The following is a 21,782-nucleotide window of genomic DNA, read 5'->3' on the forward strand; positions in this document are numbered from 1 at the left end:
CGATAATATTGTACATAAAGCAAAGCCCGAGTTTTGCATCCTGCATAACTCGGGCTGATGAGGTTGTGCTTTCACAAGTTTTATTATTGTTTTTTTTCAGTGGCGTTCCTTTCCTGCATCATATCCATGATGACTTGATCCAATCGGCGTTGTCTTCCATAGCTGGGATGATCCATTCCCGATTCCTTTTGCCGATGAAATTAGAATATGTCAATACGTTTAAACTGACCATTCGTCAGAGTCCTAAAGACTTGTAAGCCATTTCCTACATCGTGTATAGCGCCAGTAAAATATCCGTCGACTGTAGCTGTTTTTGAACTGCATCTTAAACCGCCCAAATCGTGTTTTATGGCTTATAGTCCTGTGCAATTTCATCCGTCACAGGCTTTTCCTCACGCTCTGCTTTTTCAATCCCCTCCTGAATCGCTTCTTGTGCTTCCGCTTCGTCATCATCGGTTTGTGTCAAAGACTCTTGCACATGTTCGAACGCCCGGCCCGTCTGAAGGACGACATATACAGGAAAATGATCTGAACCCACATGTGTTACGCGTTCCATGTGGACCAAGGCAAAATCAGTACTATGAAAAATATGATCTAAAGACCAGCGTAAAAATTTATAATCCGCGTGAAAGGTATTGATATATTTACGACCAACACGCGGGTCAAGCAACCCACTAATACGCTGAAATAACCGTGTTGTTCGCGACCACGCTACATCGTTTAAGTCTCCCATCACAATACAGCTTTCATCTAAATCTTTAATTTGATCACCCACAATTAGCAACTCTGCATCTCGCAACGTGGAGTCTTTGGCTTCGGTTGGGCTCGGTGGTTTGGGATGCAAGCAATACAGTTTCACTAAATTGCCTGACCGTAATTGCACGGTGGTATGAATGGATGGAATTTCATCGCTCAAAATGAATTTAACTTCAGTGTCGCGCAAAGGCAGACGACTATATAAATGCATGCCATATAAATTATCCAGTGGGACAGGCACTCGATACGGATAGTCTGCCTCAATGGACGATAAAGCATTTTGCCAAGTTTGATCAGTTTCTAAGGTCAGCAATAAATCGGGTTGATATTTCTGTACTTGCTCAAGCAATAAGTGATATTGAGTATTCGGTGTCAGCACATTTGAAACCAAAATCGAAATTTGCTGTTCGGGATTGAGCTCCGCCTCCGTCACTTGCTTGACTTGTTTTTTCCACAAGAAAGTATATGGCAGCACCATTTTGAGTTGATATGCTATTGCTGCCATTAGCAGTAATAAAATCACGCTACGACTCAGCGCCCAAGGCGCAGGCCAAAACATTAGTAAAAGCCATGCAATTGCACCTAATGCTAGAAGTTGTAAACGTGGAAAATCTGCACCACGAAACCACCATTCATCACGTGGAATCAAGGACCAAAAGCTAAGCCAAATAACAATTAGGGCCAGACCCTCTATCCAAAACATCTACTGCACTCCTTATATTCTAATTTTTTTATTCATTTATAAATTAATATCAATTTTGCATGTAACATAAACAAGATATATTGCACAATATAATTGCTGTTTTGATTATGCAGCTATTGCAGTTGAGCACCCTTTTGGTACACTCAAACCCCTTTTAATTTTTTAACGCACCGAGGCAAAGTGACATGAAAGTAGGTCTGGTCGGTTGGCGCGGGATGGTTGGTTCTGTCCTTATGCAACGTATGGTTGAAGAGAATGATTTTGCTCATTTTGAGCCGTTCTACTTCTCTACCAGTAATGCAGGTGGTGAAGCCCCTGTATTTGGCGGTAAGACCGCCCCAGCACTTATGGATGCAACAGACATTAATAGTCTGAAGCAAATGGATGTCATTATTACTTGCCAAGGTGGCGACTATACGACTGACGTTTTCCCTAAGCTAAAAGCTGAAAACTGGGCAGGCTATTGGATTGATGCCGCATCTACCCTTCGTATGGATGATGAAGCAATTATCGTACTTGATCCAGTAAACTTAAACGTCATTAAAGACGGTTTAGTGAACGGTACAAAAACATTTGTGGGCGGTAACTGTACCGTTTCATTAATGCTTATGGGTTTAGGCGGTCTATTCCAAAATAATCTTGTGGAATGGGCAACGTCAATGACTTATCAAGCCGCTTCTGGTGCTGGCGCGCAAAATATGCGTGAGCTGATCACTGGTATGGGCTACTTGTATAACAATACTAAAGATTTGTTAGATGACCCACGTTCAGCAATTTTAGACATCGACTCTAAAATTGCACAATTACAACGTGGCGAAGGTTTCCCATCTGCAAACTTTGGTGTGCCTTTAGCAGGTTCATTAATTCCTTATATCGACAAGCAACTTGAAAGCGGTCAATCGAAGGAAGAATGGAAAGGTCAAGTTGAAACCAACAAGATCTTAGGCAATCAACAAATTGTTCCTATTGATGGTCACTGTGTTCGTATTGGCGCAATGCGTTGTCACTCTCAAGCATTAACCTTGAAATTGAAAAAAGACGTACCGCTTGATGAAATTGAAGACATGTTACGTAACGCCAACCCATGGGCGAAAGTTGTACCAAATACACGTGAAGCTTCAATGACTGATCTAACACCTGTAGCTGTAACAGGTACATTATCTGTTCCTGTTGGTCGTTTACGTAAGCTCAATATGGGTAAAGAATATCTAGGTGCATTCACTGTTGGTGACCAATTACTTTGGGGTGCTGCTGAGCCTTTACGTCGTATGCTTCGCATCTTAATCGATTATAAAAATGCTTAATCAACATTGTTGTTTTTAAGCTGAAAAAGCCGGTCACATTTGATCGGCTTTTTTTCTGTACTAATCTTGTTAATGTTTTACAATTCTTAAACATCCCGTTAATCTATTCACTTTAAACACCGCGCAATTTGAATTGAGCTAAAAATTAAGATGACTGTCTATAACAAATTAAAAATCGCCATTTTAGCTATACTTGCATCACAGCCTTTGCATGCCATTACGATTGATCCGATTCAAATTCAATCTGCGCCTGGGGAGCTGTTATATGCCGAAATCAACTTTCGTCAATCCGATTCAAATCAGCCTTTGCAAGCCAGCCTAGCCAATGCTGAAGACTTAATGCGTATGGGTGTAGGCCATCAACCTCCAGGCCATTTAAACTTTTTTACTCGTCGAGACAGCGCTGGCAACGGTGTCATTACCATTACTTCGTCACGCCCAATGACCGATGCAGAACTCAACATTGTGGTTAAAGTAACCGAAGGCAATGCCATTCGCCTGCAACACATTAAAACACCATTAAAACGCAGTGCGGGACAAAATCCCTCTCTCGCCAATCTCAGTCGAAATGAACGACCACTGGCCCCTTTGATCATTCGTAATGAAAATGAAATTGGTCTGAATTTACCCGTCAGTACGGCCTATACAGCAAAAACACCCAATTCAATCCAGAAAAATGAAGCACCACTAAGCATTAGCCGCGCTACACCACCAAGTTTAAATAACAGCAGTACACCAACTTTAGCTTCAGTTACACCAGTGGCTCAAGCTTATGCAGTTCCTGCGCCCATGGTCAAAGCGGTAGCCCCAGTCACACCAATTTCCCCAGTACAAAAACAGACTGTTGCATCTTCACAAGCACCTACACCTGCGCAAACTGTAACCAAACCTAGCAATACGGCTGAACAACCAGCAACAAGCGTAGCAGCAAAGCCAGCAATGGGTCAGGTGTCTCAAGATCCATTAGTTAAGCAGTTTGCTGAAGCCAAAGCCGAGCAAAAAACCGCTCCAGCTACACCAGCACCAGCACCAGCACCAGCACCAGCACCAGCAAATGTAGCACCCGTGAGCAAAAACTCAGTATCTGCGCAAACACCGCCACCAGCCAAAGCAGAATATGTGGTGCAATCAAATGAAACCCTTTGGGGTATTGCATCTCGTTTAGCGACTGCGCAAAACCGTCCAATTGACGAAGTGATGAAGCAAATTAAAGCCAGCAATGAACATGCCTTTATTCAGGGTGACTCTAACCGCTTACGCCGTGGTGTAGCGCTAAATTTAAACAGCACTGCACCAAGTAAAGAACAACCGAAAGTCAATGCAGCAGCGCTAGCAAAAATTCCATCTGCACAATCAGGTAAAGCTAAATATCGCCTGAATCAAGCTGAAATGAGCCTGATTTCAGAAAATGAGCGCGATTCTGCTCATACAAGCGCCAACAAAAACACAGAAAAAAACCAAACTTCGGACAAGTTGTCATTAAAAATTATGACATCGCGTGAAAAAACCGTTAAATTACAGAGAAACGTAACGCAATTAGAATTGGCGCTAAATCAGAAGGATCAAAGAATTCAATTATTAAATACTCGCTTAGCACAGCTGGAAGAAAAACTGAAAGCACAACGCGCTGCGAAGAAGCCAATACACTAAAAATTGCAACATGAAGATTTTAAATGGATGAGTTCACTGAACCAAAGCTCTATCCACAAGGGGTTAAAATATGCTGATTTATGTGATTCCATTAGTGATTGTCGTGATTGCTTTGGTATTTTTAAAAAAACGTCAAAGTGCACAAGAATCAGATAAAGCGAATGCACAAAAGGCTAAGGCAAAAAAAGCAAGTTCATCCGCTAAAATTGCCCCAAATCGTACACAAGCTGTAGAAGCGGCAGTAAAACCGACAACGACGGCTTTAAACGATGACACGCGTAAAAAAATTCAAAGTTTAATTGATGAACGTAATTTCTTTTCAGCTGAAGCACAAATTAATCAGGCACTGAAAAAAGATAATACCCAACACGAACTTTATTTGTACTTGCTCGACATTCATATTTTACAAAAAGATGAATTTGCAATTAGTCAATTAATTAGTCATGTTCGCTCACTTGAACTTGATGACATCATTGCACAAGCCGAAGCAAAACAAGCAAACTTCGACAAAGCACAAAATAAAACTGTAGATACTATTGCCTTTACAAGCCCTACAGAACCAGCAAGTGCTGCAAAACCACAAGCACAAAATACTGCTGATTTTGATGCTTTAATGGGTAGCCCTTCAACTGCACCTGAGCCAAAAAAAGAAGCGACTCCAGCGCCAGTTGTGGCTACACCCGCTGTAGAAGAAATCAAACCTTTAGACTTCAACTTGTCATTTGATTCTGTAGCAGCTAAACCTGCTGAAGTGGTTGCTGAAAAACCTCAAGAAGCACAAACGCTTGACTTTGTAGCACCAGAAGTTGCACCTGTAGCGAAAGTTGCTGAAGCAGCACCAGCAGCTGAAATCAAACCACTCGATTTCTCTTTAGACTTTGCACCGCAAACAAGCCCTGAAGTTGCACAGCCAGAACCGACGGCTGAACCAGCACCTTTAGACTTTTCGTTTACGACAGAAGAACCTGCTACAGAAGCACCAAAAGCAGAACCACTCAGCTTTGATTTAAGCTCAATTGGTGCTCAGCCAGAAGTAGAGCTTGCACCTACTGCACCAGCATCTACAGGCGTGAGCTTCGACATCAGTCAAGTGAGCACACCTGCATCAAGTACAGATCAAAATGATCCATTGGTACAATCATTTCCAGAACTTTTGGACAGCAATGAAATTACGCTCAATCTAGAATTAGCAGCTCAATACATCCAATTAGGTGCATTTGATGCCGCGCGTGAAATTTTAGAAGAAAAAGAAAGCGAATACACTGCTGAACAAATTGAGCAAGTCAAACTGTTACGCAATCAAATCGCTTCTTAATAGAAATCGATTTAAACTAAAGCAGTCTCCATGACTGCTTTTTTTATGATGAAAAAAATAGCCTTAATCTATATGGGTGGTACTTTTGGTTGTGTCGGTGAACCGCTCAGCCCAATGCCTGCAGCGGAATTTATTCCCCAACTACAACATGTTCTGCCCTTACATGTACATATCGATTGTTTTGTTGCACCAGTCATCCGTGATAGCAGTGCATGTACCGCACCTGATTGGCTGTTACTGATCCAACAGATTCAAAGCTTACAGTTACAGCATTATCAGCATTTCGTGATTATTCATGGTACAGACACCCTCAGCTATGCGAGTGCAGTCTTGGCACGATTTATTGCCCAATCTGCACATGTTATTTTGACAGGTAGCCAATATCCTTTACTGAACGTACATGGAACGGATACGCGCGAATTTACCGATGCAATTTCTAATCTAAATTTTGCTTTAGATCAGGTCTTACAAGTTGAAACTGGGGTTTATTTAGCATTTCATCACAAGCTCATTCATGCTTCCACAGCCCTTAAAACACATACTACAGAGCTCGATGCCTTTAGTGGACAACTCAGCGGACTAGCTGTCAATACCGTACCCACAGATGCACTGATTGTACAGACAGCCCATATTGAAAAAGCTCGTGCATTCAATTGCATTAGTTTAATGCTACAACCCGTTGGCGTCGCACAGCTGGAATACAACTTAAAAGCACTGTCTGCTCAGCCCCCTCATGTGTTGATTCTGCAAGGTTTTGGTACAGGAAATATTGCCGTCAATGATCAAGTCGTGGCGCAAATAAAGTACATCCAACAACAAGGCTGTGCTGTCATTCTGACCACCCAAGTTCCATTTGGAGCAATCGATCAACGCTATGCAGTCAGCCAGTGGGTGCAAGATGCCCAGATTCTTGTCAGCAATTGTGCCGGCCATGCAGATCTATATGCAAAAGTCTTACAAATGTATTTACAATACGACGCCATAGAACAATGGCATGCCCATTGGTAACATTGATATAGACTGAGGTGAGTATGCAGCGTTTTGCAGTGGGAATTGAGTTTAATGGTTCACAATATCGTGGCTGGCAAACTCAACAGGCAGGTGTGATTAGCCTCCAAGAAACCATTGAAAAAGTACTCAGCACAGTCGCAAATGAGCCAATCGCACTGCATGGTGCAGGACGTACGGATGCAGGTGTACATGCCACCAATATGGTTGCCCATTTTGATACCCATGCAGTACGTAGCATTCATGGCTGGATTCGTGGCTGTAACAGCCAACTTCCCAAAGACATTTCAATTCAATGGGTGCAAGAAATGGACATGGACTTCCATGCTCGATTTAAAGCACAAGCACGTCGCTATCGCTATGTCGTCTATAGCCATCCTGTACGTCCTGCTTTACTACATAAGCAAGTCACCCACATACATGCACCACTAGATGTTGCCAGCATGATCCTGGCTGCCAGCAAGTTTGAAGGCACGCATAATTTTGAAAGTTTTCGTGCTGCTGCCTGCCAATCAAATCAGCCAGTTCGTACCGTCAGTCACTGTCGTTTAATTCAACATGGATGCTATTTGGTCTTAGACATTCAAGCGGATGGCTTCTTACATCACATGGTCCGTAACATTATGGGCTGTTTGTTAGAAGTGGGCCAAGGCATGTATAGCATCGATCATATCGATACAATTTTTGCTGCCGAAGATCGTTCAGCGGCAGGCGTGACTGCTCCGCCCGACGGTTTGTATTTCATTCATGCAGATTATCCTGAGCAGTTTCAGCTTCCTACAGCGCCACTTGGCCCGCATTGGCTAAACATGCCTGAATAATATGTACTTTTTACTGGTTCTGCCCTTAAAAGAAGTAAAAAATGCTGTCCAAAAATCCATTCGCACGAGTTTATTGAGTGGGTGCACTATATAAAAAATCCCTCCATTCAGGAGGGATTTCATGCGTTGTTTTTAAGATTTAACGTTGCTTACGCTTACGATATTCCACTGGGGTTTCGTTAGTCCAACGCTTAAATGCGCGGTAAAAGGTACTTGGCTCCGAAAAGCCGGTTAAGTACACAATTCGCTCAACACTTTCATTGGTATTGGCCAAGAGCTTTTTCGCTAAACGACAACGGTAATCCGACAAAATCTGCTGAAAGCTAGTATTGGCCTCTGAAAGCTGGGTACGTAAACGACGTGGCGTAATATTTAGCTGTGCAGCCACGGTTTCTAAGGTTGTTTCACCGCTTTCTAAGGTTGAACCAATAGCACGACGTACCTCACCCACCAAATCATAGCGCGCAAGTTCTTGCAGTTTTTCGATCGCAAGTTGTTCATGTAACTGTAAAAGCTCAGGTTCAGCTTGCCACAGTTGATAATCTAAAATAGCAGGGTCAAAATATAATCGTGTTTCTTTTTGCCCTAAGCTCACTGGGCATTCATAAACACGGAAATATTCATCATCCGGCGCGCCCTGACTAAAATTAAAGTCGATATAAATGGGCTGGAAACGCCCTTCAGTAATAAACTTAAAAAAGCGCAATACACCCGACATCGCACATTCAGAAAAATGACGATTAACGATATTTTCTACCCAAGGCTGATGACCATTGGTTAAATAGCAACGATCATCCTCTATGACCAGTTTGGCATGAAAAGCATCACTAATTAAGCGCTGATAGGCCAATGCACGCTTGAGACCTTCACCAAAATTTTCTGATGAAATAAACAGGTGCTCAATCACCTGCCCGCGGTACAAAGGAAGGTGTTCACCCAGATGCAAACCAATATCTGGATCTTTGCTGACTTCTTCAGCTGCCACCCAAAACGCGTACTGCGCACTTAAAGGTGTACGATCATTGGCTTCAACCTGCTTCAGTGCAACACCAGCTTTGGTTAAAATATCTTCCGTCGGCAAACCCGCACGACGAATCGCTTGGTAGCCCAACCGCAATACTACGGATGCATCAGTTAGCTGACCCACTCAAGAACCTTCCTTGTATGTACTTCATTTATACTCAAATGCTTAATTTTAGATTAACTGTGATTGACCAAACTGACAACTATTCTACAAACATTTTTGTTGAAAAAGTTTAACCGCACTGTTCGCTTATTTTACTTGCATCTGATTATTCTGACGGCCGTTTCATCTTGTTTTATGCAAAAAAATTGACTATAATTTGCGCCTTGCTAATTTATTCATTCAGGTAGGCTATGGCCAATAAAGAGGAACTCATCGAGTTCGAAGGCGTTGTCACCGAGACGCTTCCTAATACTATGTTCCGTGTACGTTTAGAAAACGGTCATGAAGTGATTGCTCACATCTCTGGTAAAATGCGTAAACACTATATTCGTATTTTGACTGGCGACAGTGTTAAAGTAGAAATGACACCTTATGATTTGACTAAGGGTCGTATCACTTATCGTGCACGCTAAGTTTTAGCGAAGCAGAAAAAGCCACATTATCATGTGGCTTTTTTTATGCAATCGATAGAATACCCCGTATATCAAGCAGACTTAGTTCAAAGTACTGCTTTTACAGCCAATGGTCTTGCATTCACGTAAGCGCTCTAACAACCAATGATTACGCTCCTGTGTGGTTTCTAGACGGCAATTCACATTGACGCCTGTATCCGTCGTACAGTTTGCATCACGCTCACGAATCCATTGCAGTTGAGAACGCTTTAGCGTAGTTTTTTGCTTGTCTGATAACTTAGCCCGCAAAGCCTGATAATTCTTATTTAATTCAGCATCGGCACTAGCATAGACTTTATTGGTGCAATAGATATCATCGTAGGTATTACGCGCACTGTCGCAATTGTCTGCATTGGCATAGCTGGTCAGAAGCAATACGCCAAGCAATAAGATCTTTTTCATTTTATTCATCCAAAATCATTGTTTTTATCTTATGGGATTCACCTACACGCCATTTTTAAATCGCTTGTAAGATGCCTATTCATTTTAAAACATGCCCACAATACGGCGTAAGAAAAAAATTGTATCTTCATTCCACTTCAAGCATCGTGACTCATTCAAATTAACCGTTTATCAAATCACTACATAGTTATTGTGTTCAACTCCATACACTGGTTTGCAATTAGTCAGCATGAGATATGCTTATGAATTTTAAAATGACCTTAAGCCAATGTGCGCTTGCCTCTGTGCTTTTTGGCTGTGCCAGCACCCCTGTGATGAATGCGACTGAGCGAGAAAAATACTTAGCACAATTTGTGGGTCAAAGTAGCAGCTATATTCAAAGCCATTTAGACTTAGCCAAACTTGGCTATCAAAATGCCACTGCCCCATTCGTACAGCAAAATACATTAAGTTATACCGTGATTCGGCCGATTAGCATTCCTATTCCAATGGCACAGAATCCTGCCTTAGGTGCAGGTGCCGGGACTGCAGTGCCTATTCCAACACAAAGCTATGATGCAAGTCTTCAATGCGAAATTCGTTTTCAACTGCAAAACCAAATTGCGACTGCGGTACAACTCAGCGGACGTACCTGTTAATGGGTATTAAACGCCCTACTCCCCCCAATGATGTCCATAAAAAAACCGAGTCTGTAGACTCGGTTTTTTAAGATCAATAGAACTTAGTTCAATGCAGCTACAACTGCTTGACCCATTTCTACTGTACCCACTTTATTCATGCCTTCAGACATGATATCTGCTGTACGTAAGCCTTGATCCAATACCGAGCCTACTGCATCTTCAATGGCTTTTGCTGCAGCTTCTTCACGGAATGTATAACGAAGCAACATGGCTACAGACAAAATAGTTGCCAATGGGTTTGCAAGGTTTTGACCAGCGATGTCTGGTGCAGAACCATGGCAAGGCTCGTACATACCTTTGCCGTTTTCATCCAAAGATGCAGATGGCAACATGCCGATAGAACCCGTTAACATCGCAGCCTCATCAGACAAGATGTCGCCGAATAAGTTAGAGGTTACAATCACGTCAAATTGTTTTGGTGCACGTACCAATTGCATTGCTGCATTGTCTACATACATGTGTGACAAGTTAATTTCTGGATACTGCTCTTCTTTCAATGCAGTCACTGTTTGTTTCCAAAGTTCAGTCACTTCAAGTACGTTGGCTTTATCTACAGAACATACTTTACCACCACGTAAGCCCGCCAATTCAAAGGCTACTTTTGCAATGCGCTTGATTTCAGACTCTGCATATACATCAGTGTTGAAACCTTGCTTCTCACCATTTTCTAATTCACGGATACCGCGTGGCTGACCAAAGTAGATACCGCCAGTTAATTCGCGAACAATTAGAATGTCCAAGCCAGCTACGATTTCAGGCTTCAGGCTTGAAGCATCCGCCAATTGCGGATACAAGATCGCTGGGCGCAAGTTTGCAAAAAGGTTAAGTTCGCTACGTAGTTTTAATAAACCGCGCTCAGGACGAATTGAACGTTCAATCGTATCCCATTTAGGACCACCTACCGCACCAAGCAGTAAAGCATCTGCTTTTTTGGCTTGTTCAGATGTCACTTCTGGGTAAGGTGAACCATGCGCATCAATTGCCGCACCACCTAATAGACCTTCTTCCCAAGTCAAACCTAAATTGAATTTTTCATTCACTCGGGTAAGCACTTGTTCTGCAGCTTTTACAATTTCAGGACCAATGCCGTCACCCGGTAAAATCAAGATATGTTTTGACATGAGTTTTTCCATTTTATGTGCCAATTATACGTGGCAATTGATTACAATTTTTTCTCTACAAACTCACCAAGCCCCGTCAGGACATTGTAGGGTTTGCAAAAACGTCGAATAGTTTTCTGTTCCATTTTCAAATCTACACACAAAGGATCTGGCGCGGAGGCCTCTAACAAGCTCGCTTTGTGTTTGGTTCGATCACGGTACATCGTTAAGGTATAATTCGCTTTGGGTTTAAACGCATGAATCACGTGTAAACGCTCAGCTTTATCAGGCGATATCGGGTAAAACCGAACAACTACTTCATGCTGAACAGGAGTCACTGAAAGATAAACCGCATTCGGCTCTTTCAACGATTTTCCCTGTATACGCACAATACCCGCCTTGATTGCTTCACGCTCAAGTTCATTATGCTCTTTCATAATGAAGGTCTGATCTAAACGCTCAAACTGACAGCTTTCTGTACCTGCACAATAAATAAGTGCATTATTTTGCGTACTTGCAGATTCTTTTATATTTTGAACCTGTATTACCTGAACGCTTTGGCAAGCGCTCAACGATCCAATTATCGTGAGCCCTACTGCCATGTGTGTGAGTAACTTTTCCATGTCTGAACCCAGTATAAATCTGACATTTGTATATTGTTATGCCTAGATATTAGCAAGAGTTCAGCATGGTGACTATGCATTCGTCACTTCAATTGTTAAGCTTTTACGTCTGCAAATACCCAAGGGCGTGATGCTTTGGTTTTAGCTTCATAAGCTTTGATATCATCAGCGGCTTGTAAAGTTAAACCAATATCATCCAAGCCATTCAATAAGCAATGCTTACGGAACGGATCAACTTCAAATTTAAAGCTTTCGCCATTTGGCGTACGTACTTCTTGCGCTTCTAAATCAATCGTTAACTGATAGCCTTCCGATGCAGCACATTCTTTAAATAACTGATCGACAATCTCTTCAGACAAGATCACTGGCAACATGCCATTTTTAAAGCTGTTATTAAAGAAAATATCTGCATAGCTTGGTGCAATCACCGTACGGAAACCATACTCTTCCAATGCCCACGGCGCATGCTCACGGCTTGAACCGCAGCCGAAGTTCGCACGTGAAATTAATATGCTTGCACCTTGGTAGCGTGCTTTGTTCAATTCGAAATCTGGGTTAATCGGTCGTTTTGAAATGTCTTGACCTAAATAACCTTCGTCTAAATAGCGCAATTCATCAAATAAGTTTGCACCAAAGCCAGTACGCTTAATCGATTTTAAAAACTGTTTTGGAATGATTAAATCTGTATCGACATTGGCACGGTCTAAGGGTGCAACGATACCTTGTTCAACGGTATATTTTTTCATGCTGTTTGCTCCTATTAGCCCAAATTAAAACGAACGTACGTCAACAAAGTGACCCGCGATTGCAGCAGCAGCTGCCATTGCTGGGCTCACCAAGTGGGTACGACCGCCATTACCTTGACGACCTTCAAAATTACGGTTTGAGGTTGATGCACAATGTTCGCCTGGCTGCAATTTATCTGCATTCATTGCCAAGCACATTGAACAGCCTGGTTCACGCCATTCAAAGCCAGCTTCGATTAAGATTTTGTCCAAGCCTTCAGCTTCCGCTTGCGCTTTTACCAAACCTGAACCCGGAACAACCATCGCTTGTTTGATTGTGCCTGCAACTTTTTTGCCTTTGGCAACTTCAGCTGCTGCACGAATATCTTCAATACGTGAATTCGTACAAGAACCAATAAATACACGGTCTAATTGGATATCAGCCAATGCCTGACCTGCATTTAAACCCATATAGCTATAAGCACGTGTCCAGTCATTACGCTGCACGTCATCTTTAGCCTGATCTAAAGTTGGAACAGCTTGAGATACAGGAATCACCATCTCAGGAGAAGTTCCCCAAGATACTTGCGGCTCAATCTCTTCACCTTGCAATACAACCACTGTATCGAAGTGTGCGCCTTCATCAGATACCAAAGTATTCCAATATTCTACTGCTGCATCCCACTGCTCGCCTTTCGGTGCATAAGGACGGTCTTTTACATATTCAATGGTTTTTTCATCGACAGCGACCATACCAACACGCGCACCGCCTTCGATTGCCATGTTACATACAGTCATGCGGCCTTCGATCGACATATCACGGAAAACTTGACCGCCAAATTCAATTGCGTGACCTGTACCGCCCGCAGTACCAATTTTACCAATGATGGCTAAAACCACATCTTTTGGTGTTACGCCTTGACCTAATTTACCGTCAACACGTACCAACATGTTTTTCATTTTCTTTTGAACTAAGCATTGGGTTGCCAATACATGTTCAACTTCCGATGTGCCAATACCGTGCGCCAAGCAGCCAAATGCACCATGTGTCGCAGTATGCGAGTCACCGCAAACAACCGTCATGCCCGGTAACGTCAAACCTTGTTCAGGGCCAACCACGTGAGCAATACCTTGACGTACGTCATTGATGTCAAACTGCGCAACATTAAAAGTTTTACAGTTGTCATCCAAAGTTTGTACTTGGATACGTGAAGTATCATCTTCAATACCCGCAATACCTTCAGCACGTTCCTTAGTAGAAGTCGGTACGTTGTGGTCAGGTGTCGCAACGTTCGCGCTTAAACGCCAAGGCTGACGACCTGCAAGCTGTAAGCCTTCAAATGCTTGCGGCGATGTTACTTCGTGCAATAAATGACGGTCGATATACAGTAATGAAGAGCCATCATCTCGTTGTTTTACTAGATGGTCATCCCACAATTTGTCATACAATGTTTTTGCTTTTTGGGTTTCGCCTGCCATGTCGATTTGCTCCACTGGACTGGGTAAATTCTTTCATTAACATTGATTATAACCACGTGTTCACATAAATCTAATTTATCATTTTTATTAGTTTGTAAACTTTTTGGAATTGTTTTGTTTGCTAATTTCACGCTTAAAATCGCTCAAAAATAAATCTAATTTTCCGATCAAAAAATATCAAAAAATCACTTTTACAAAGTAAATGAGAATCAGTATTATTTACATATACCAAGCGAACACACTTTTTAAAGGAACATCATCATGGCGAATATTCAGCAATTTGTAGAAAACAATCAACGTATGTTTAAAAAGACCTTAAGCTATTACATCATGCACATTACCGTTGCCATGATTGTCGGTTATGTCGTGACAGGTAGCTTATGGATGGCCATTACTTTAAGTTTAGTTGAACCTACAGTTCAAGCAGTTGCATATTTCTTCCATGAGCGTATTTGGGATAAAAAATCCGCTGTTGACAATCAGGAAGCGAGCGCCCAAGTCTAGTGTGATTGCAAATCACTTTGCTTGATGTTGTTCACGACCACCTACGGATGGTTTTTCTATTGAAAACGATTTAAATCGACTACTGCGAATTTGTTTTCGAAACAATATTTTGTATCAAACCAATTTAGTGCTTTTGCTAAACCTAAGATAAGACTAAGAGTAAATATCTTAAATCTTCTTCTACTTGATACACAAAGGTCCGATATTTTTTAAACCACGAATCCAGTCATCCAATGCCATCTATTTACGTCCGCATATCCTGCTAGCGTTTGACTTTTGACATGTAAATTTGGGTTAAAATATAACAAGTGATTTTTTTCTTAAAGCAATGCATGAAGCATTCCCTATAGATGCTTCATTTGACAAATAAATTATTCGTTCATCACCACAACTGATGTTCTCAATGTTCAGCAATGCTTCAACAATTTTCCCTGAATAGGGATTGGGTGGTGTTTGGTCGGAACTTTCTGTACATAATCACGTCGAATTGACCATGTCACTACACCTTGCTGGAGCCTCTGTATTTTCGTGATTTATCCACCGATCACCCTAAAATGATTATTCATTGATTTCATTTCTATTTTTGCCAATTGGATAAGTTTATAGCAAACAATTACACATTTCCTTTGATTTATTCTAATTTTTTCTAAATAATAAAAATAAGCATAAATTTTCTTTATGGGTGATTAATATGAATCTTGCTGCATTCGAAGCCTTTGTCAAAGTCATGGAAACAGGCTCTATTTCTTTGGCTGCAGATCAACTGTTTATTACCCAGCCTGCGGTGACCAAGCGAATTCATAGCTTAGAAGAATATTTTGGTGTAAAGCTGTTTGAATCGGCTGGTCGTGGTGTACAAGCAACGCATGCCGCACATTCACTGTTACCTAAAGTTAAAAACTGGCTCAATGAATTGGGAGATATTCACCATACATTAAGCCATGAACAAGGCCAGATTCAGGGCAAGCTCAAAATTGGTACCAGTCATCATATTGGCTTACATCATTTACCTAACCATTTACGTAATTATGTACAAGCCTACCCAGATGTGACTTTAGATGTGCATTTTGTCGATTCAGAACAAGCACATGAAAAAGTACTGGCAGGTGATTTAGAACTGGCCTTTTTAACCTTACCTCCACAAGGTGATGAGCGTCTAAAATATGTCAATATTTGGCAAGACCCATTGGTGTTTGTGGCTGCGCCATTTCATCCTCTTGCACAGCAAAGCCATTTAACCCTTGAAGATTTAATCCAATATCCAAGCTTGCTTCCTGCTGCGCAAACTTATACCACCCAAATCACATTGGCTGAGTTTGAAAAGCAAGGGATTAAACCTAAAATCACCATGAGTAATAATCCCTTAGAATCTATTCGGATGTTGGCATCGATTGGTTTAGGTTGGTCTGTACTTCCAAAAACCATGATTAACCAAGACTTAAAGCAACTCGATATTGATTTGGTCATGCACCGTCAATTGGGCATGGTTTGGCATCCTGGCCGTACACAATCTAAAGCCGCTGAAGCTTTGGTGTCGCTCATGAAGCAACATTTGGCTTAAGCCCACTTATTGCATCAGTTATGTAGCAAACAAACTTTTACACATTAAAAAACGGCCTAGGCCGTTTTTTAATGTTTGTTTGAATGAATCATTGGCTTTATGCAAAATGTGCAATAAAGACAGCAACAAAGATAAAAGCCAACAACACCCAAGCAAGACCTAAATTGGTACCACCCGCTTGCTCAAGTGCCTGATTTAAATCACTGGCTGATAACTGACGACGCACTTTGGCAATTTTTTGTTCGGCAAATTTTTTATACAGACTGTTTCCGACTAAACCTAAGCTCACCGACACCGCTATTCCAACGCCTTTGGCTTCAAATTTAAACATATTTTCGAGTATGCTTAACGTCACTAATAACGCGACGACCAGCGTACCATAGCCATACATTTTGCGATAAAACAACCAAATCACACCAAAGACAAATGCGCCCCAATTGATTCCCGCAACATGTTTCGTTGCAGTTAATTGCGAAAATGCCTTTTGATAATAATGCTGATATTTTTCTTCACCTACGAAACATTGCATGAGTTATTCATCGTGATAACTCAGTGCCGTTCTATGGCTTAAGGGAGGGGGTAAAACACTGGCTTCTTCATTCATCTCATTGTCCTTATTCTTATATTTTAGTTATCGCATTTGCTATACAACACACATCAAATCATCAATGTGATGTAAAAATTATTCAAAAGAAAAAGCCTCTGTACAAGTAAAACCCGACAGAGGCAAATACAAATTTTAGGGACTTTACCAATACCAACTGAGTACTTAAACTGAATCCTCATGTAAAGACTCATTTAACTGATCGACAATGATGGCCCACTCACCATCTGAGGCTATTTTTTCGGCCAAAAATTGACGTTGCCCCTCATTCCAATAATCAGCCTGTGTAATTTTAGTGTGCGCATTGAGTTGATGGGTCGCAATAAACAAAGCTATCGCTTGTTCGCTTGAATCTAAGCCCAACTGTTCAAATAAGTGGGTCATTCTTGGTCGTACACTCATCTTGTTCTCCTTATTTTACCCAATCAAAATATCAATTATGCTGTCATTAAGGATATAACATGGAACGTCCAAGCACTCAATTTAAACTGCGCTTATTGTCACCCACTGATTGAGAATACATACATATTCAATACGCCATGTGCTTCAGTCATTTAGCATATCAATACTGTAAAAAAGGTGTCGTTAGCATGTAGCCCACAACCATTTGTATACCTAACCATAAAATCGGTTGGCTCCACGATGTGCCCCCAGACTCTGCAAAAACCTGCGGACTGTACTTTGGCTGATGTTGATAGTCATGGACTTTTTCTTGTGCAAAACGCGCATATAAATCTGACCCGATAAAGCCATAAACCACATGTGGCAATACAGAAATACCCAACAAAATTGGCCACGGAAGCCCAATAACAGCCCCAAGCATGCCGAGAAAAAACAATATCGACAGCAATAAAAAAAACTGTGCGTACATTTTGCGGTAAAGCAACCAATAGGCCCCAAACAACAAACCGCCCCAATTAAAACGTGTAGGATTTTGCAATGCTTGTACATACGCACTTGCGCGAGGGCCAACAAACATTTTAAACAATGTGGCTGTAGAAACAGAACTTGCACTCGATGTATGGGCTTCAGACTGATGCGTCAATTTAAAAGTCACTCTTGATCATTGGATAATGTGCCCATGTAGGCAAAACCACTTCAAGCAAAGCAATGTATTGAAGGCTCTGCTTTACTTAAATGACGGTTTTCGATGTCGTGTGATGTGTATTCAACACCACTTTAAAAAAGCATGAGGGTCTTTAAATTGACCAATCTTGAATTTCCCAACCCTGCTCTTTAGCCAAAGCTTCAAGGCGGTCATCAGGATTTACCGCAATTGCATGATCTGCATATTCCAATAAAAAACGGTCGTTAATTGAATCTGAATATGCCCAAGACTCTGTCACATCACGCCCTTGTAGCCATTGATCTAAGCGCGCCAACTTGCCTTGTTGATAACATGGAATATTGGTCACTTTACCAGTGTATTTTCCGTCTTTCACTTCTGCATTGGTGGCAATGACCTCTTGAATGCCAAATTCATGAAAAATAGGCGCAGTAATAAAATCAGATGTCGCTGTAATGCCCACCAGTTGGTGACCCATTTCTTGATGTTTTTGAATGGCTTTAAAACCCTCAGGGCGCATTTGAGGACGAATCACTTTTTGCATAAATAACTGATGTAATTCTGTTAAATAGGCATTGTCATGCTGTGTTAAAAATTCAAATACAAATTCGTTATAGGCAATCGGATCAAGCTGACCTTTTTTATAATCTTCATAAAATTTGTCATTCATCGCGCGATGATGAATTGGATCTACCAAGCCCTCATTCACCAAAAACTCCCCCCAAGAATGGTCAGAATCTGTATTTAATAAGGTGTGATCAAGATCAAAGAGCGCCAATTTCATGAAAATACTCGTAAAAGCTGAAATTTAAGAAAAAAATTGTAAATCTATCTCCGCTAGTCGATAGAAATTCGTTAAGATCATAGCAATTTTAACATTTTTACACTTTGCTTTTTTCGAGCTGGATTAAAAATTCATGATCCCCGAAGGCAAAGATATAAATTACACAATATTTAGGTAGCCAAATGATCGACTCAGAAGGTTTCCGACCGAATGTCGGGATCATTTTGGCAAACGATTTTGGACAGGTTTTATGGGCAAAGCGCATTGGTCACAATGCTTGGCAATTTCCGCAAGGAGGTATTCAGCATGGTGAAACCCCTGAAGAGGCACTCTTTCGTGAACTCCGCGAAGAAGTAGGCTTATTGCCCGAACACGTCGAAATTATTGCGCAGACTAAAGGGTGGCTGCGCTACCGTTTGCCAAACCGTTATATACGCATGGACTCAGATCCAGTATGTATTGGTCAAAAACAGAAATGGTTTTTGCTGAAGCTGACGGCTTCTGTCAAAAACATTCAACTGGATTTGTCTGATCCACCTGAATTTGATCAATGGCAGTGGGTAAGTTATTGGTATCCACTGGGACAAGTGGTCAATTTTAAGCGCGATGTATACCGCAAAGCGATGGTGGAACTATGCAATCAGTTGCCCCAAAAAATATAAAAAATCGCAACACATTGCAGATTTTTCAGAGAACTATTGATATAAATTAAATGTCATAACAAAGGAGCAGGCCCGATGTCGAATATGCAACTGGATACCCTCAGACGCATCGTCCAAGAGATTAATGCGTCAACCAGTTTGCATGAATCTTTAGATATTATGGTCAAGCAGGTTGCTGAAGCCATGCATGTCGATGTCTGCTCTATTTATTTGCTCGATGAGCGTAATCATCGTTACCTACTCATGGCCTCTAAGGGTCTTAATCCTGACTCAGTTGGCCATGTTTCACTAGACACCAATGAGGGTTTGGTTGGGCTGGTGGGTCAACGTGAAGAAATTGTCAACTTAGACAATGCGCCAAAGCACGAGCGCTTTTTATACCTTCCAGAAACTGGCGAAGAAATCTATAACTCATTCTTAGGCGTACCTGTCATGTACCGCCGAAAAGTAATGGGTGTGCTGGTGGTTCAAAATAAAGAATCTCAGGACTTTTCTGAAGCAGCTGAATCTTTCCTCGTGACGCTCTGTGCACAGCTCTCTGGCGTCATTGCGCATGCACATGCTGTGGGCAATATTGACGTATTCCGCAAACCGAGCAACTTGCCTGCCTACAAAACTTTCCAAGGGATTTCAGGTTCTGGCGGTATTGCGCTTGGTCGCGCAGTCATTCTATATCCACCTGCAGATTTAGCTTCTGTGCCTGACCGCGAAGCTGATGACATCAGTGAAGAACTCGAACTCCTCGATCATGCCATTGATTCGGTGCGTCAGGAAATTCAGTCTCTAGATGACAAAATGCAAGACGCGCTGATGGCCGAAGAGCGTGCGCTATTTAGCGTGTTCCTGCGCATGTTGGATGAAAATGCCCTCCCCGCAGAAATTAAAGATGAAATCCGTGACGGGAACTGGGCGCAAGGTGCTGTACGTAATGTGATTGATAAGCACATTGCGCTGTTTGCGCAAATGGAAGATGACTACTTACGTGAACGGGTCTCTGATTTAAAAGATTTGGGCCGACGCATTTTGGCTTTTTTACAAGAAGCCGATGCCAGTCACCGTGAAATTACCGATGAAAGCATTTTAATTGGTGATGAAATTTCGACCGCCGCTTTAGTGGAATTACCTGTCGATAAGATTGCAGCCATTGTGACCACCGAAGGCGCAATGAACTCACACATGGTCATTGTGGCGCGTGCATTAGGTATTCCGACTGTGGTCGGCGTGACTGAATTACCCATCAATACGCTCGATGATGTTGAGATGATTGTGGATGCGCATCAGGGCCGTGTATTCATTAATCCACCACGTCGTCTGCGTACACGTTATAAAGAAATTCAAAAAGAAGAAGAACAGATCGCCAAAGATCTCAAGCAGTATGAAACCAAAGATGCGATTACCCCTGATGGTGTAGCGGTACGTTTATTTGTGAATACTGGTCTGATGATTGACGTGGTCCGTGGTGTACAGCGTGGTGCTAAAGGTGTAGGGCTTTATCGCTCTGAAATTCCGTTTATGCTCCGTGACCGCTTCCCTGGCGAAGAAGAACAACGCACCATTTACCGTCAGCAATTGAGCCACTTTGCCAATAAACCTGTGGTGATGCGTACCCTCGATATTGGTGCAGACAAAGATTTACCTTATTTCTCCATTGAAGAAGAAAACTCAGCATTGGGCTGGCGCGGTATTCGCTTTACCCTCGATCACCCTGAGATTTTCTCTTCACAAATTCGCGCCATGCTCAAAGCCAGTATTGGCCTGAATAACTTGCACATTTTACTGCCTATGGTGACCAGTGTCAGTGAAGTTGAAGAAGCACTCTATTTACTAGACCGTGACTGGCAAGCTGTTCAAGAAGAAGAACAGGTGAAAATCACCAAACCGAAAATTGGTATTATGGTGGAAGTACCAAGTGTGCTGTTACAAATTGAAGAATTTGCACATTTGGTTGACTTTTTCTCGGTGGGTTCCAACGACTTAACTCAATATTTATTGGCGGTAGACCGAAATAACCCACGCGTAGCCAATGTCTATTCGCACTTACACCCTGCCGTATTAAAAGCCCTCACCCGCTTGGTGCAAGAGTGCCATAAATACGATAAACCTGTGAGCATTTGCGGTGAAATGGCTGGCGATCCTATTTCGGCCGTATTATTGATGGCGATGGGCTTTAATACCCTGTCGATGAGTTCAAGTAATATTTTGCGGGTGCGTAAAGCCATTTGCCATGTGCCAATGACCGATGCACAAGCGTTACTTGAGCATGTATTAAAAATGAATAATCCACTGATGGTGAAAAGTTGGATGGAATATTATTTTAGAACGCATGGCCTAGGTGACATGGTCAAAGCCTCTACACGTATTGTGAGCCTTTAATTCACGGGCTCAGCTTATTTTTCA

22 protein-coding genes are annotated in these 21,782 nt (G+C 41.9%); 11 read left to right on the top strand and 11 right to left on the bottom strand.

The window, feature by feature from the left end; translation table 11 throughout:
- Nucleotides 1-346 precede the first annotated feature (346 nt).
- The gene (locus C9E88_RS14160) at nt 347-1,459 is read right to left on the bottom strand and encodes an endonuclease/exonuclease/phosphatase family protein (protein WP_106985389.1); all 1,113 of its coding nucleotides are present in this window, start codon (nt 1,457-1,459) and stop codon (nt 347-349) included.
- A gap of 185 nt (nt 1,460-1,644) precedes the next feature.
- Between C9E88_RS14160 and asd the strand changes: the two genes are divergently transcribed.
- The 5 genes from asd to truA all read left to right on the top strand — a co-directional run bounded on the left by asd (nt 1,645) and on the right by truA (nt 7,557).
- The gene (gene asd / locus C9E88_RS14165) at nt 1,645-2,763 is read left to right on the top strand and encodes an aspartate-semialdehyde dehydrogenase (protein WP_106985388.1); all 1,119 of its coding nucleotides are present in this window, start codon (nt 1,645-1,647) and stop codon (nt 2,761-2,763) included.
- A gap of 150 nt (nt 2,764-2,913) precedes the next feature.
- Nucleotides 2,914-4,413, top strand: coding sequence for a FimV/HubP-related protein (locus tag C9E88_RS14170; protein WP_106985387.1), 1,500 nt, complete (start codon nt 2,914-2,916; stop codon nt 4,411-4,413).
- Nucleotides 4,414-4,483: 70 nt separating this feature from the next.
- On the top strand, nt 4,484-5,728 hold the full coding sequence (locus tag C9E88_RS14175; protein WP_106985386.1) for a fimbrial protein FimV: 1,245 nt from the start codon (nt 4,484-4,486) through the stop codon (nt 5,726-5,728).
- Between the two features lie 48 nt (nt 5,729-5,776).
- A complete protein-coding gene (locus C9E88_RS14180) occupies nt 5,777-6,736 on the top strand; it encodes an asparaginase domain-containing protein (RefSeq protein WP_171406260.1) in 960 nt (319 codons plus the stop codon).
- A gap of 23 nt (nt 6,737-6,759) precedes the next feature.
- Nucleotides 6,760-7,557, top strand: a complete 798-nt coding sequence (truA, locus tag C9E88_RS14185) for a tRNA pseudouridine(38-40) synthase TruA (RefSeq protein WP_106985385.1) — start codon at nt 6,760-6,762, stop codon at nt 7,555-7,557.
- Between the two features lie 139 nt (nt 7,558-7,696).
- Here the strand turns inward: truA and C9E88_RS14190 are convergent, their stop codons facing one another.
- Nucleotides 7,697-8,704, bottom strand: a complete 1,008-nt coding sequence (locus tag C9E88_RS14190) for an AraC family transcriptional regulator (RefSeq protein WP_106985384.1) — start codon at nt 8,702-8,704, stop codon at nt 7,697-7,699.
- A 230-nt stretch (nt 8,705-8,934) separates the two neighbouring features.
- Between C9E88_RS14190 and infA the strand changes: the two genes are divergently transcribed.
- Nucleotides 8,935-9,156: a translation initiation factor IF-1 gene (infA, locus tag C9E88_RS14195; RefSeq protein WP_001284370.1), complete on the top strand. Its 222-nt coding sequence runs from the start codon at nt 8,935-8,937 to the stop codon at nt 9,154-9,156.
- An 81-nt stretch (nt 9,157-9,237) separates the two neighbouring features.
- Here infA and C9E88_RS14200 read toward each other — a convergent pair whose 3' ends face one another.
- Nucleotides 9,238-9,597: a lysozyme inhibitor LprI family protein gene (locus tag C9E88_RS14200; protein WP_106985383.1), complete on the bottom strand. Its 360-nt coding sequence runs from the start codon at nt 9,595-9,597 to the stop codon at nt 9,238-9,240.
- A gap of 242 nt (nt 9,598-9,839) precedes the next feature.
- Between C9E88_RS14200 and C9E88_RS14205 the strand changes: the two genes are divergently transcribed.
- Nucleotides 9,840-10,235, top strand: a complete 396-nt coding sequence (locus C9E88_RS14205) for a hypothetical protein (RefSeq protein ID WP_106985407.1) — start codon at nt 9,840-9,842, stop codon at nt 10,233-10,235.
- A gap of 83 nt (nt 10,236-10,318) precedes the next feature.
- Here the strand turns inward: C9E88_RS14205 and leuB are convergent, their stop codons facing one another.
- From leuB to leuC, 4 genes are all read right to left on the bottom strand, one after another.
- Nucleotides 10,319-11,398 carry a 3-isopropylmalate dehydrogenase gene (gene leuB, locus C9E88_RS14210; protein ID WP_106985406.1) on the bottom strand — a complete coding sequence of 360 codons (1,080 nt, stop codon included), beginning with the start codon at nt 11,396-11,398 and terminating at the stop codon, nt 10,319-10,321.
- Nucleotides 11,399-11,439: 41 nt separating this feature from the next.
- The gene (locus C9E88_RS14215) at nt 11,440-12,000 is read right to left on the bottom strand and encodes a hypothetical protein (RefSeq protein ID WP_106985382.1); all 561 of its coding nucleotides are present in this window, start codon (nt 11,998-12,000) and stop codon (nt 11,440-11,442) included.
- Between the two features lie 95 nt (nt 12,001-12,095).
- Nucleotides 12,096-12,746, bottom strand: coding sequence for a 3-isopropylmalate dehydratase small subunit (gene leuD / locus C9E88_RS14220; RefSeq protein ID WP_106985381.1), 651 nt, complete (start codon nt 12,744-12,746; stop codon nt 12,096-12,098).
- A gap of 24 nt (nt 12,747-12,770) precedes the next feature.
- A complete protein-coding gene (gene leuC / locus C9E88_RS14225; RefSeq protein WP_106985380.1) occupies nt 12,771-14,204 on the bottom strand; it encodes a 3-isopropylmalate dehydratase large subunit in 1,434 nt (477 codons plus the stop codon).
- A gap of 261 nt (nt 14,205-14,465) precedes the next feature.
- Here leuC and C9E88_RS14230 point away from each other — a divergent pair, with 261 nt between their 5' ends.
- Entirely contained in the window at nt 14,466-14,708 is a 243-nt protein-coding gene (locus C9E88_RS14230) for a DUF2061 domain-containing protein (RefSeq protein WP_106985379.1), read from the top strand.
- Nucleotides 14,709-15,399: 691 nt separating this feature from the next.
- Nucleotides 15,400-16,269 (top strand): LysR family transcriptional regulator, encoded by an 870-nt coding sequence (locus C9E88_RS14235; protein WP_106985378.1) that lies wholly within the window; start codon nt 15,400-15,402, stop codon nt 16,267-16,269.
- A gap of 97 nt (nt 16,270-16,366) precedes the next feature.
- On the opposite strand, the gene C9E88_RS14240 is transcribed toward C9E88_RS14235, so the two are convergent.
- The 4 genes from C9E88_RS14240 to C9E88_RS14255 all read right to left on the bottom strand — a co-directional run bounded on the left by C9E88_RS14240 (nt 16,367) and on the right by C9E88_RS14255 (nt 18,723).
- Nucleotides 16,367-16,798, bottom strand: coding sequence for a DUF2628 domain-containing protein (locus C9E88_RS14240; protein ID WP_106985377.1), 432 nt, complete (start codon nt 16,796-16,798; stop codon nt 16,367-16,369).
- Nucleotides 16,799-17,038: 240 nt separating this feature from the next.
- Complete coding sequence (locus tag C9E88_RS14245; protein WP_106985376.1) at nt 17,039-17,275, bottom strand: DUF2789 family protein; 237 nt, start codon at nt 17,273-17,275, stop codon at nt 17,039-17,041.
- Between the two features lie 160 nt (nt 17,276-17,435).
- Nucleotides 17,436-17,930, bottom strand: a complete 495-nt coding sequence (locus C9E88_RS14250; protein ID WP_106985375.1) for a DUF2628 domain-containing protein — start codon at nt 17,928-17,930, stop codon at nt 17,436-17,438.
- Between the two features lie 142 nt (nt 17,931-18,072).
- Nucleotides 18,073-18,723, bottom strand: coding sequence for an HAD family hydrolase (locus C9E88_RS14255; protein ID WP_106985374.1), 651 nt, complete (start codon nt 18,721-18,723; stop codon nt 18,073-18,075).
- 182 nt (nt 18,724-18,905) lie between these two features.
- On the opposite strand from C9E88_RS14255, the gene C9E88_RS14260 reads away from it, so the two are divergent.
- On the top strand, nt 18,906-19,385 hold the full coding sequence (locus tag C9E88_RS14260) for an RNA pyrophosphohydrolase (RefSeq protein WP_106985373.1): 480 nt from the start codon (nt 18,906-18,908) through the stop codon (nt 19,383-19,385).
- Nucleotides 19,386-19,460: 75 nt separating this feature from the next.
- Nucleotides 19,461-21,758 (top strand): phosphoenolpyruvate--protein phosphotransferase, encoded by a 2,298-nt coding sequence (ptsP, locus tag C9E88_RS14265; RefSeq protein ID WP_106985372.1) that lies wholly within the window; start codon nt 19,461-19,463, stop codon nt 21,756-21,758.
- Nucleotides 21,759-21,782 lie beyond the last annotated feature (24 nt).

The organism is Acinetobacter cumulans (assembly GCF_003024525.3).
Taxonomy (GTDB): Bacteria; Pseudomonadota; Gammaproteobacteria; order Pseudomonadales; family Moraxellaceae; genus Acinetobacter; species Acinetobacter cumulans.